This window comes from Jatrophihabitans lederbergiae, from assembly GCF_031845305.1.
GTDB classification, from domain to species: Bacteria; Actinomycetota; Actinomycetes; order Mycobacteriales; family Jatrophihabitantaceae; genus Jatrophihabitans_A; species Jatrophihabitans_A lederbergiae.
Window position 1 is genome coordinate 22,052 of the sequence record NZ_JAVREH010000034.1, and the last position, 12,236, is coordinate 34,287.

General features: G+C 67.9%; 11 protein-coding genes. 5 read left to right on the top strand and 6 right to left on the bottom strand.

Features of this window, described 5'->3' with window-relative positions; genetic code table 11:
• Positions 1 to 28: 28 nt before the first annotated feature.
• Positions 29 to 724, bottom strand: coding sequence for a hypothetical protein (locus RM423_RS18075; protein ID WP_311424443.1), 696 nt, complete (start codon positions 722 to 724; stop codon positions 29 to 31).
• A 130-nt stretch (positions 725 to 854) separates the two neighbouring features.
• Between RM423_RS18075 and RM423_RS18080 the strand changes: the two genes are divergently transcribed.
• Together RM423_RS18080 and RM423_RS18085 are read left to right on the top strand one after the other, a co-directional pair.
• Complete coding sequence (locus RM423_RS18080; protein ID WP_311424444.1) at positions 855 to 2,141, top strand: adenylosuccinate synthase; 1,287 nt, start codon at positions 855 to 857, stop codon at positions 2,139 to 2,141.
• 14 nt (positions 2,142 to 2,155) lie between these two features.
• On the top strand, positions 2,156 to 3,541 hold the full coding sequence (locus RM423_RS18085) for an outer membrane protein assembly factor BamB family protein (RefSeq protein WP_311424445.1): 1,386 nt from the start codon (positions 2,156 to 2,158) through the stop codon (positions 3,539 to 3,541).
• Positions 3,542 to 3,778: 237 nt separating this feature from the next.
• Here the strand turns inward: RM423_RS18085 and RM423_RS18090 are convergent, their stop codons facing one another.
• Complete coding sequence (locus RM423_RS18090) at positions 3,779 to 3,916, bottom strand: hypothetical protein (protein WP_311424446.1); 138 nt, start codon at positions 3,914 to 3,916, stop codon at positions 3,779 to 3,781.
• A gap of 158 nt (positions 3,917 to 4,074) precedes the next feature.
• Here RM423_RS18090 and RM423_RS18095 point away from each other — a divergent pair, with 158 nt between their 5' ends.
• Both RM423_RS18095 and purD read left to right on the top strand, forming a co-directional pair.
• Complete coding sequence (locus tag RM423_RS18095) at positions 4,075 to 4,929, top strand: formate/nitrite transporter family protein (RefSeq protein ID WP_311424447.1); 855 nt, start codon at positions 4,075 to 4,077, stop codon at positions 4,927 to 4,929.
• A 35-nt stretch (positions 4,930 to 4,964) separates the two neighbouring features.
• Positions 4,965 to 6,194 carry a phosphoribosylamine--glycine ligase gene (gene purD / locus RM423_RS18100; protein ID WP_311424448.1) on the top strand — a complete coding sequence of 410 codons (1,230 nt, stop codon included), beginning with the start codon at positions 4,965 to 4,967 and terminating at the stop codon, positions 6,192 to 6,194.
• Positions 6,195 to 6,213: 19 nt separating this feature from the next.
• Here the strand turns inward: purD and RM423_RS18105 are convergent, their stop codons facing one another.
• Positions 6,214 to 8,130 carry a bifunctional metallophosphatase/5'-nucleotidase gene (locus tag RM423_RS18105; RefSeq protein WP_311424449.1) on the bottom strand — a complete coding sequence of 639 codons (1,917 nt, stop codon included), beginning with the start codon at positions 8,128 to 8,130 and terminating at the stop codon, positions 6,214 to 6,216.
• 120 nt (positions 8,131 to 8,250) lie between these two features.
• Between RM423_RS18105 and purB the strand changes: the two genes are divergently transcribed.
• Entirely contained in the window at positions 8,251 to 9,696 is a 1,446-nt protein-coding gene (gene purB, locus RM423_RS18110; RefSeq protein WP_311424450.1) for an adenylosuccinate lyase, read from the top strand.
• A 49-nt stretch (positions 9,697 to 9,745) separates the two neighbouring features.
• Here purB and RM423_RS18115 read toward each other — a convergent pair whose 3' ends face one another.
• The 3 genes from RM423_RS18115 to RM423_RS18125 form a co-directional block, all read right to left on the bottom strand.
• Positions 9,746 to 9,901, bottom strand: a complete 156-nt coding sequence (locus RM423_RS18115) for a hypothetical protein (protein WP_311424451.1) — start codon at positions 9,899 to 9,901, stop codon at positions 9,746 to 9,748.
• A gap of 483 nt (positions 9,902 to 10,384) precedes the next feature.
• Complete coding sequence (locus RM423_RS18120; RefSeq protein WP_311424452.1) at positions 10,385 to 11,497, bottom strand: alanine racemase; 1,113 nt, start codon at positions 11,495 to 11,497, stop codon at positions 10,385 to 10,387.
• A gap of 6 nt (positions 11,498 to 11,503) precedes the next feature.
• Positions 11,504 to 12,115, bottom strand: coding sequence for a dienelactone hydrolase family protein (locus RM423_RS18125; RefSeq protein ID WP_311424453.1), 612 nt, complete (start codon positions 12,113 to 12,115; stop codon positions 11,504 to 11,506).
• Positions 12,116 to 12,236: the final 121 nt, after the last annotated feature.

Below are 12,236 nucleotides of genomic sequence, written 5' to 3' on the forward strand. Positions count from 1 at the left end.
GGCCCCGCGCCGCCGCCGGCCCAGTCGGTTATCCGAGCTGCCCGGCATCCGGGGTGGCCAGCAGCCACAGCTCGGGTTCGGACCAGAACGTCCGCTTCGCGCGGGGGCGCTCCCGTGGCCGGCCGTCGGAGACGATCCGCGCCTCGTCGCAGGCGAGTTGCAGCGACCGGCCACGGCAGCTGCGGGCACGGAACCGCCTCAGCCGGACGGTCGCCCGCAGCTCGCTCGGGCCGAGCCGGCGGACGCTCAACGACCGCACCTCGCCGTCGCACAGCCGCTGGTCATCGACCACCGCGCGCACCCACCACGGCTGGCCGGGTGTCCATGGCGTCAGTTCGACGGCGTCCACGCAGACGCCGCCGGAGTCGTCCTTGATCACGCCGACCAGCCGCGTCCGTCCGGTGCGGGCGAGCTCCAGCTGGTCAGCCCGGCCGGCGGGCAGCCCGAGCTCGCGCAGGTATCCGATCGGCTCGCGGGTGAGCACCGCTGTCTCGACGGAACCGAGCAGGTCCCTGCGCATCATCCGGTGCAGCGCGAGGTTCAGCCCGGCCAGGTCGGCGTCCACCAGCACCCGCTCGCCGTCGAGGGTGCCCAGGGCCGCGTCGATGCCGGCAGGGTCGCTCGCCCGCACCGACCGCACGTCCAGCTCGGCAAGCCGCGACGCGATCGGGTCCGCGGTCGGCTCCGTGCCGGTCGAGCCGATGCGCAGATGCACCAGTCGCACGTTCGTTACCCTCTCCGGGTGGCGGCCGGCCCTCGCCTGCGACGGCGTGGGCGCCATATACATTGCACATTGAGACGCGCCCTGCCAGGCCATCCGGCTGGTGGGCGGTCCCGAGTCAGGAGTCTGCTACATGCCCGCGATCGTGGTGGTCGGCGCTCAGTGGGGCGACGAAGGCAAGGGCAAGGCCACCGACCTGCTCGGTAGCCGCGTCGACTACGTCGTCAAGTTCAACGGCGGCAACAACGCCGGTCACACCATCGTCATCGACGGCGAGAAGTTCGCCCTGCACCTGCTGCCGTCGGGCATTCTGAGCGAAAACTGCATCCCGGTGATCGGCAACGGCGTGGTCATCGACCTCGAGGTGCTGTTCCACGAGATCGACGAACTGCAGGCCCGGGGCCGGTCGGCTGAGCGCCTGATGGTGAGTGCCGACGCGCACATCATCCCGCCGTACAACACCGTGATCGACAAGGTGACCGAGCGCTTCGCCGGCAGCCGGAAGATCGGCACCACCGGGCGCGGCATCGGCCCGACGTACGCCGACAAGATGAACCGGATCGGTATCCGGGTACAGGACCTCTTCGACGAGCAGACCCTGCGCGAGAAGGTCGAGGGCGCCCTCAACCTGAAGAACCAGGTGCTGGCCAAGGTCTACAACCGGCGGGCCCTTCAGGTGGACTCGGTGGTCGATGACCTCCTGTCCTACGCCGACCGGATGCGCCCGATGGTGGCGAACTCCGCGCTGGTGCTGCACGAGGCGCTCGAGGCCGGCAAGACAGTGCTGCTCGAAGCCGGCCAGGCAACCCTGCTCGATGTCGACCACGGCAACTATCCGTTCGTCACCTCCTCCAGCGCTACGGCAGGCGGCGCGTGCACCGGCAGCGGCATCCCGCCGACCCGGGTCACCACCGTCATCGGCATCGTCAAGGCCTACGCCACCCGGGTCGGTGAGGGCCCGTTCCCCACCGAACTGCATGACGAGTGGGGCGACCGGCTGCGCAACACCGGGGCGGAGTTCGGCACGACCACCGGACGCCCACGGCGCACCGGCTGGTACGACGCGCCCATCGCGCGGTACGCCGCGCGCATCAACGGCGTGACCGACTTCGTCCTCACCAAGCTCGACATCCTGACCGGCATCGAGTCCATTCCGGTGTGCGTCGCGTACGAGATCGGCGGCAAGCGGGTGGACGAGATGCCCATGACGCAGCGGGAGTTCGCGGCCGCCAAGCCCATCTACGAGCACTTCGCGGGCTGGGACGCCGACATTTCCAAGGCCCGTTCGCTGGACGACCTGCCGGCCACCTGCCGCGACTATGTCACCGCGTTGGAGCGGCTGTCGGGCGCCCGGATCTCGGTCATCGGCGTCGGACCCGGCCGCGAGCAGTCGATCGTGGTGCACGACCTGCTGGCCTGACCTACCCTGGGCCCATGCGGCGGCCGGCGGTACGCTCCGCGGTGGGGTGCGGTTTGGTGGCCCTCGCGCTGGGGATGGCCGGCGGCTGTAGCAGCACCGCACCCGCCACGAGCGCCCCGGGCACCAGCGCACCGCCGTCCGGGCAGCAGCCTGCCGCGGTGCCGAGCGACTGGCCGGCCTATCACCAGAACGCCCAGCGCACCGGCGTCAGTGCCACGATGCCGGCGGCCACGGGCGTCCTCACGGCGAGGCGGGTGGCGCTGGACGGGCAGGTCTATGCCTCACCACTGGTCGTCGGCGGAACAGTTGTCGTGGCCACCGAGCGCAACCGGGTATACGGCCTGACACCAGACGGGGCCGCGAAGTGGTCGGTACTCCTCGGCGCGCCCACGAACCAGTCGGAGCTGCCGTGCGGAAACATCGATCCGCTGGGCATCACCGGTACGCCGGTCTACGACGCCGCCAGCAGATCGGTGTTCCTGGTCGCTTCGGTGAGCGCGAAGGTCAGGCACGATCTGGTCGCGCTCGATCCGGTCACGGGCGCGGTTCGGTGGCGACGCCCTATCGACCTGCCCGGAACGGATGCTCAGGCCATGCAGCAGCGCGGGGCACTGACCATCTCTCAAGGCAAGGTGTGGGTGCCGTTCGGTGGGCTGGCGGGCGATTGCGGCGCGTACAAGGGCCGATTGGTCGGTGTGCCTACCGGCAACGGCGAACCGGTCGCCTACACCGTGCCGACCACCCGCGAGGGCGGGATCTGGACGCCCCCGGGACCGACCGAACTGGCGGGAAAGCTGCTGGTAGCGGTCGGCAACGGCGAGTCCGTCGGCGGCCGGTACGACTACAGCGACTCGGTCCTCGAGCTGGACGGGACCCGGCTGGTGGACTCGTTCTCGCCCACCACCTGGGCGAGCGACAATGCCGCCGACCTCGATCTCGGATCGCAGGGTCCGGCCGTGGTACAGGGCAGGTGGGTGTTCATCGCGGGCAAGTCCGGTACCGCGTACGTGCTGCACGCGGGCCGGTTCGGCGGCATCGGCGGCGAGGTGTCGCAGGCGACGGTGTGCCGGTCCTTCGGGGGTACGGCAGTGGTCGCCGACACGGTGTACGTCCCGTGCTCGGACGGTCTCCGCGCCGTCTGCGTCGACTCGGCCGGTATGGTCAGGACGGTGTGGCGCGCGGCAGCGTCCGTGCAGGGCTCGCCGGTCGTCGGTGGGGGCCGGGTGTACGCCCTGGACCAGGCGGCCGGCGTGCTGAACGCGCTGGACCCCGCAACCGGCCGGGTACGCGAGCGGGTCGTGGTCGGGGGCGTGAGCCGGTTCGCCACGCCGGCCATCGGCGGAGCGTCGCTGTTCGTGCCCACGCTCAGCGGCATCACGATCGTCCGTACCGTGCGCTGACATGTCCCGTCTTGTCATTGGATGGCCACTGTGCGTCCTTGGCGGCGTCTGCGCGTTAGGACAGGGTGGGCGATAGCAAGAAACTGCCGTACCGTACGGGCGGTTTCGTCCGTCGACACGGTGGTGCGGGCACCTGGGAGAGCGCATGAAGAAGATCCCTTGTATCGCTGGTCGGGTTGCTGGCCTCACTGACGACCCTGGTCGCCGTCAGCGCACCTGCCTCGACTGCCACTGAACTCACCAGGCGCAGGCCGCGTCGCAGCTGTCAGCGGCTGGAATCACCTGGGGTTCCAACGGAAACCGCACCACCAGGTCGGTGTCGACCTGCACGTCCTTCGAGCAGATCAACCAGAGCACCGTCACGGGTGCCATCACTCTCAAGCGGTCCAGCGGATCGCACTGGGACATCACGTTTACACCCGCGACTGCTGGGGATCCGGCCAGGTCCCCGGTACCGGGTTGGCATGCGGCAGGCACAATGCCTAGCGTGAGCGTCGAGGCAAACAACGCCCACGTCTGAGAACGGTTCGCCGATGTCCTATAACACCCCCCAGCAGACCGCGGAGCTGGCGGTCGAGTCCGGAACCGCGAAGGCGGCGTACCCAGTAGGCAAGGCCCTGGTCGGAGGCTTCCTGGCCGGTGCCTACATCGCCTTCGGAGGCCTGCTTGCGATCGTCGCGTCCGCGGGGTTGAACTCCGCGACCTGGGGCGGGATCGTCACACTCGTCACCGGCTTGACGTTCAGCCTGGGACTGGTGCTCACCATCGTCGGCGGGGCCGAGCTGCTGACCGGCAACATGATGCTGGTGCCGATCTCGGTGCTGAGCCGCCGGACCAAGCTGGGCAGGCTCGGGTTCAACTGGGCGTTCGTGTTCGTCGGCAACTTCATCGGGTCCCTCTTCGTGGCATACGTGCTGGCGGACAAGACCGGTGTCATCGGCACCGCGGCATCGAAGGCGGGAACGGGACCGGCCTCGAACTACGCCCGGCTCGCCGCGCTGACGATCAGCAAGGCAGTAGGCGAGAGCAACCTCGAGGTCTTCCTGCGCGCTATCGGCTGCAACTGGCTGGTCTGCCTCGGTGTCTGGCTGGCGCTGGCCTCTACCGACGTCGCGGGCAAGATCCTGGGCATCGTCCTGCCGATCACCGCGTTCGTGGCGCTGGGCTTCGACCACGTCGTGGCCAACATGTTCTTCCTGCCGCTGGCGATGTTTCAGCATGTCCCCGGCGTCACCATCACGCATGTGGTGACCAACCTCATCTTCGCGCTGCTGGGCAACATGGTCGGCGCCGGGCTGTTCGTCGCCGGTGCTTACTGGTACCTCTATCTGAACGTGCACAAGCCGCAGCCGGGGCCTGGTGGCCCAGGCACCATCAGGGACCGGTAACCGGCTGACGGTGGCTCCTCGATAACCTGCGGGGTATGCGCGTACTCGTCGTCGGTTCAGGTGCTCGCGAGCATGCACTCTGCCTGTCGCTGGCCAACGACCCGGCGGTGACGGCCCTGAGCTGCGCTCCGGGCAATGCCGGCACGGCCGCCGTCGCCGAGCAGCGGCCGGTCAATCCGCTGGACCCGGACGCCGTCGCCGCGCTGGCCGCGGCCATCTCGGCGGACCTGGTCCTCATCGGACCGGAGGCGCCCCTAGTGGCCGGGGTGGCCGACGCGGTGCGGGCGGCGGGCATCACCTGCTTCGGACCGTCCCGTGCTGCCGCACAACTGGAGGGCAGCAAGAGCTTCGCCAAGGAGGTGATGGCGGCGGCCGGAGTACCGACGGCGCGAGCGTTCAGCTGCGGTGACGAGGCCGAGGTCGAGCGGGCGCTGGACGAGTTCGGGCCGCCGTACGTGGTGAAGGACGACGGCCTCGCGGCAGGCAAGGGCGTGCTGGTCACCGACGATCGGGCTGCGGCGCTGGCACACGCTGCCGCCTGCGTCCGGGTGGTCGTGGAGGAGTACCTCGACGGCCCCGAAGTATCGCTGTTCTGCGTGACCGACGGGGTCAACGTGCTGCCGCTGCTGCCGGCTCAGGATTTCAAGCGAATCGGCGACGGCGACACCGGTCCCAATACCGGCGGCATGGGGGCGTACTCGCCGCTGGAGTGGCTGCCCGACGGCACCGTGGCCGAGGTGGTGCGTACGGTCGCCCAACCCACGGTGGACGAGCTCCGCCGGCGAGGGACGCCCTTTGCCGGACTGCTCTATGTGGGCCTGGCGATGACAGAGTGGGGGCCGCGGGTGATCGAGTTCAACGCCCGGTTCGGCGATCCTGAGACCCAGGTGGTGCTCGCCCTGCTGGAGTCACCACTGGCCGCGCTGCTGCACGCGGCGGCGACCGGCAGGCTCGCGGAGCATCCGCCACTGCGCTGGCGTGCCGGTGCGGCGGTGACCGTGGTGGTGGCGGCCGCGAACTATCCGGGCACGCCGCGGCTGGACGATCCGATCACCGGTGGCGACCAGCCGGGCGTGATCCACGCCGGCACCCGCCGCGACGGCAGCGGCGTGCTGCGGTCCGCCGGTGGGCGAGTGCTGTCCGCCACCGCTGTTGCCGACACCGTGGCCGAGGCCCGGGAGGCGGCGTACCGGCTGGTCGATTCCATCGAGTTGCCGGGCAGCCAGCACCGGAGCGACATCGCGCTGGCCGCGTCCCGATCCTGAGCGGCGGCAAGCCGGCGAACTACGCCGTGATGGTGATCGGCATCCCGTTGGACACGAGCTTCCAGTCCTGTCGCGAGAACACCGTGGGGTCGATCGACTTGGCCGCGGTGACCCAGTCAATGATCAGCTGCCGGATCTCGACCTGGGCGTTGTAGACCACCGGCGCGCCGGTGACACCGGGGAAGCCACCGCCACCGGACTGCCGGTAGTTGTTGATGGCCACGACGAACTGCTTGTCCGCCGGGATCGCCGCGCCGCCGTACATCAGGTTCCTGATCCGAGAGCCCACCGGCTGGGCGATGTCGATGTCATACGTCAAGGACTCCGCGGCCGAACTCCCCGATCCGCCCATGATGTCGTAGTTGTAGTCCGGCGTCCCGGTCGGCGCGGTCGGGGTGACGGCGTTGGTGACGTCGTCGGCCTTGAACGGGCCGGTGCCGGTGATCTGCTTGAAGTAGGCGGCCGAGAACTCCAGGTACGCCTTGACCTGGGCGCCGGTGAAGGTGATGGCCGCGAGGGTGTTGTCGAAGATGTAGAGCCCGGCGACGTCGCGGACGGTGACGTTGCCCGCCGGGATGGCCGCGTCCGCGTTGAACGGCGCGGCGATGGACAGCACCGGCAGCGCGGCCGAGGACGACCCGGCCAGGGCCTTCTTCACCGCGTCCGCCTGGACGTAGTTGATGAAGTCGATCGCCGCGGTGTCCTCGTAGCGGGACGTCGCCGCGGACATCGCGGTGGTGGAGGTCCCGATGACGCCGTTGACGTAGGACCGGACGGCGGCGTGCTGCTTGGCGACCAGCGAGACGATCTTGTCGTCGGCCGGAACGGTGTTGGCGTTGAGCACCGTCGAGCTGGCGGTGCCGACGTGCCAGCGTCCGCGCTGCTTCACCAGGTCGAGGTCCAGAACGGTCAGCCGCTCGCCCCACTTCAGCGGCTCCGACAGCAGCACCTGCTTGCCGGTCTTGGTGTTCTGAACGAAGCGCTGCGGGATCTCGACGTGGGCGTGACCGACCAGGATCGCGTCGATGTCGGGCACCTGCTGGGCGAGCAGCGTCGAGGCGTTCTCGGGCCACGGCAGCGCGTCGCCGTAGGAGGACGAGGTGTCGGCACCGGAGTGGCACGAGACAATCACGATGTCAGCCCCGGCCCGCTTGACCTTCGGGATGACGAGCTTGGCCTGTTCCACGATGCCGTTGAACTTGATCTTGCCGTCGAGGTTGTCCTTGTCCCAGATCGCACAGCCGGGAGTGACCAGGCCGACGATGCCGACCTTGACGTACTCGCCGGAACCGGAGTGCCGGTGGCCGTGCTCGTGACCGCGGTGGTCCCCGACCCGGACCTTCTTGATGATGAACTCTTCGAACGCGGCCTTGCCGGTGTTCCAGTCCAGGGCATTCGCGCCGAGCAGCGGGTGGTGCAGCTGGGACTGGAACTTGCGCAGGGTACCCAGGCCGTAGTTGAACTCGTGGTTGCCCAAAGCAGCGGCGTCGTAGCCGATGGCGTTCATGGCCGCGGCCATCGGGTGCACGGGTGCCTTCGCGCCGGTGATCGGGTCGATCCGGGCGTAGTAGTACGCCAGCGGGGTGCCCTGGATGGTGTCGCCGGCATCCAGCGTCAGGGTGGAGCAACGACCCCGCTCGGCACGCATCGCGCTGACCAGGGTCGAGATCTTGGCCAGGCCGACGTCGTTGTGCTTCGTGTCGTCGTACTCGGCGTCCTTGTAGTAGTCCCAGTTCAGGATGTTGCCGTGGGTGTCGGTGGTGCCCAGCACGGTCAGCCGGAAGCTGTCGTCCTTATTGCTCTTGCTCTGCGCCGCCGCCGGCGAGGCGCCGAAGAAGGCTGCTCCTGCGGTTCCCACCGCTGCGGAGGCGAGTAACTGACGTCGGCTCATCGTGATCTTGTCCACCTGGAGTTCCGTTCTGTCGACAATCGGCATCTGCGCCGCATATGGCGTCCGGAGCCTAGGCGATGTGCACGTGCTTGATGTGAACTGTGCACAAACGCACCATGTCAGTGCCCGGCGACTCCCAGCTGGCGGTACGGAACAATAGGCGGTGTGAACGACAAGCCCGCAATCCCCGACGTCCTGGCCAGCCGCTACGCATCGCCGGCAATGGCGGTGATCTTCAGCCCCGCGCACAAGGTCGTCCTGGAGCGCCAGCTGTGGCTCGCCGTCCTGACGGCCCAGCGCGAGCTGGGCATCGCGACCCCGGACGGTGCCGTCGAGGCATACGCCAGGGTCGTCGAGGCGGGGCTGAGCGCGGTGGACCTCGACTCGATCGCCGCTCGTGAGCGGGTGACCAAGCACGATGTGAAGGCTCGCATCGAGGAGTTCTCTGAGCTGGCGGGCTTCGAGCAGATCCACAAGGGCATGACGAGCCGGGACCTGACCGAGAATGTCGAGCAGCTGCAGGTTCGTTCCGCGCTGGCGCTGGCCCGGACGAAGGTGCTTGCGGTGCTGGTACGGCTGGCGCGCCGGGCGAGCGAATTCGAGGCGCAGCCGCTGGCAGGGCGATCGCACAACGTCGCGGCCCAGACCACCACCCTGGGCAAGCGATTCGCCACGGTGGCCGACGAGCTGCTGGTGGCGCTCGGCCGGCTGGACGACCTGCTGGCGCGTTATCCGTTGCGTGGCATCAAGGGCCCGGTCGGTACCGCCCAGGACATGCTGGATCTGCTCGACGGCGACGCCGGCAAGTTGGCCGAGCTGGAGTCCCGCGTCGCCCGGCACCTGGGCTTCGAGAAGGTGCTGACCAGTGTGGGCCAGGTGTATCCGCGGTCGCTGGACTTCGACGTCCTGTCGGCGTTGGTGCAGCTCGCCGCGGCGCCGTCCAATCTTGCCAAGACGATTCGGCTGATGGCGGGCAACGAGCTGGTGACCGAGGGCTTCAAGCCGGGCCAGGTCGGGTCCTCTGCCATGCCGCACAAGATGAACAGCCGCTCCGCCGAGCGCATCAACGGCTTCGCGGTGATCCTGCGGGGGTACGCGAGCATGGCCGGTGAGCTGGCGGGTGACCAGTGGAACGAGGGCGATGTCAGCTGCTCGGTGGTCCGCCGCGTGGCGCTGCCGGACGCCTTCTTCGCCCTGGACGGCCTGCTCGAGACGACGCTGACGGTGCTGGACGACTTCGGGGCGTTCCCGGCCGTGATCGAGCGAGAGCTGGACCGCTACCTGCCTTTCCTCGCGACGACGAAGGTACTGATGGCGGCCGTCCGAGCCGGTAAGGGACGCGAGCAGGCACACGAGGCGATCAAGGAGCACGCCGTCCGGATGGCACTGGACATGCGAGAGCAGGGTGTTGCCCACAATGACCTGCTGGCGCGACTGGCCGCCGACGAGCGGCTCGGGCTCGACGCCGACACCCTCGCCGGTCTGCTCGCCGACCCGCTGGAGTTCACCGGGGCGGCTCGCGCTCAGGTGCACGCAGTGGTTGCCGCCGTGGACGAGGCCGTGTCCAGCGAACCGGGCGCGACCGCCTACGTTCCGGAGCCGATCCTGTAGCGGCTTCGTTCGGGGCTGCTGTCTTCCGGCGGGCTGCTACCTTCCGGTTTTAGTCTCTGTGCTCAGCTGGCAGGGCCACCGAGGCTCCGGCGACGCCATGGCGAGCGAGTGCGTCGGCGACGAAGCCGCTGGACGGATCAGCGTCGGCCCAGTCCTCCAGCAGTTGACGGATGCCTGCAGCGACTTCGACGCCTCCGTTCTTCACGGCCTTCAGCTCTGCGGGTGCATCTGCCAGTCGGTCGATCTGCGCGCGTGCAGCTCGCGGGTAAGGAACTCCACCTCGACGCCTAACTCCCGGCCGAGTTCACGAGCGAGGGGATACCGACTTTCGACGCCGCAGCGCGGGTGATCGAGCGTATCGCCAATCTCCTGACCATGGTCGCGACGTGAACCCCGTGCCGTACGACCATCGGTCGGCCAGTCACCCTGGCCGACGAAGTCGCTTCGGTTATCTGTCACGCGTCTGACGGGTTCTGCGTTCCGGCACGACAAGGGTAGGGACGGCGCGCAGCATGAACGGTCGAAGTGCGCAACCGGGGTCAACCCCACACCGGCCTATTTTGCTGAGACGGTGCGTTCCCTTCTCACCGAGCAAACGGACTGGGCAGTCGTGGCCGGGTTGACATCTGACGCGGGTGAGCGTTCCAGTGACGTTGCGGCGTGTCACGGGCGGGTGCGAAAGAAAGCGTCAGGTCGCGCGAGCGAAGGACGTCGACCAAGTAGCGCGACGACGTCCGCCCGCATCGACCGAGAAGGTGTCGTACCGATCGAAGAGCGAGCAAGGGTGTGAAATGCCGAAGGTCACTTCATCTCCCACGCCGGCTGCACTAGCGCCTCTCGCGACAGCGTGATGGTCAAATAGTGCCACTACTTCAATCTTGGGCAGGAGCTCCGAACCCGACTGAAGGACCGTTGGCAACCCAGAGTCGTACGGCAAGTCGCGCTTGCCCGCACCGATGATGAACATGTCCTCTTCGGGCCGCGAGACAACTAATGCCTTGACCGCGGCAGCCGGGGTCAGGCCCTCTATGGGACTCGCGGCATAGGCCCCATGGTCATGGATGACGTAGCAGCCACTTCGCAGTTCTAGTACGTGATTACTCCGCTCCGCGCTCCTCATCGCGACCCAGACTCGGTCTGGATACATGGATCCACCTAGTGACAAGATCGGCCGCTCCACTTCGTAAACGTCCCGGAGACTGCTGAAGACCTCGACGAGGTAAGCGCAGTAGGCGTCAACCCGCTCAAGGCTTCGCTCTCGGTCATTGCCGACAACACCCTCGTACCCAGCGACGCCGGTGAGCGCGAGACCGGGAGCCCTCACGACGAGTTCAGCCATCTCCGCGGCCTCCGTGCGAGTCCGTACCCCGGATCGGCCGCCGAGCATGCCGACGTCGAGAAGGACCGAGAATGGTCGTTGCCAGTCGCGGAAGGCCTTCGCCAGTTGTTCGACTCCCCACCGCGAGTCGACGAAGCATGCAAGGTTCGTGGCTGGGCTCTGCGTGTGCTGGGCCTTGAGCACTTGGATGTCTGCGTCACTCACGACTTCGTTCGCCACGAGCACCGCTTGATGCCCCCAGCCCCAAAGCGTCTCGGCCTGAGCAACCGTCGCGACGGTAAGGCGGTGCGCGCCCGCAGCAACCTGTCGGTCGATGATCGGACGACACATGGTGGTTTTCACGTGCGGTGCCAGCACAAGACCCCGGCGCTGCGACCACGCCCGCATGACGTCGACGTTCCGCTCGAGGGCGTCGAGGTCGAGTCGCAGGTGGGGATATCTGAGGGTGCTCGAGGTCCTCACGACGTCTCACACTCCGTGTGCGCGTAGCCAACAGAGACCGCGGGTCCATGCGTCCGCAGCCGCGTCGGCGTCATAGTCGTCCCGCCAATCAGCGTGGAAACCGTGGACGGAGCTGAGGTAGACGGCGAAGTCCACTTCGGGTTCCTGCACAGGGCGACGCGCCAGAGCCGCCCGCATTTCGTCGACCGAGCGCATCGGGATCACCGAGTCCTGGCCGGCGTATAAGCCAAGAACCGGAACTTGGAGACGTTCAACCAGTTCGATGGGGTGGTGAGGAAACAGTGCGCGGTCCGGGAGCAACTGGCTGTACTGGTCATCGAGCACGCCGTACCAGGACACGACTGCAGTTGGCCGGCGGCTGTGAGCGGCGAAGAGCCATGCCCAGCGACCGCCCCACGAGAACCCAGAGATCCCGACGCGGTGTATGACTACGCCATTCTCTAGCGCCCAGTCGAGGACACCGTCCAGATCCTGCATCACTTGCTGGTCACCTACTCGGCGAAGGAGGTGCTTGACCATGAGCTCAACGTCGTCGTCGTAGTCGGCCGGACTGCCTTGCCGGGCCATCAGGTCGGGAGCGACTGCCAGGTAGCCCTCCTTTGCGAATCGCCGGAGCAATTGTCAATACCTGTGGATTGGTCTTGGTCAGGCTGCGGTTTCGAGGGGCGGCGCGACGGGTTGTTGATCTTCTGATCGTTCGACGAGTTTGCCGTTGACGAAGACCGTGCCGGCGCGGACG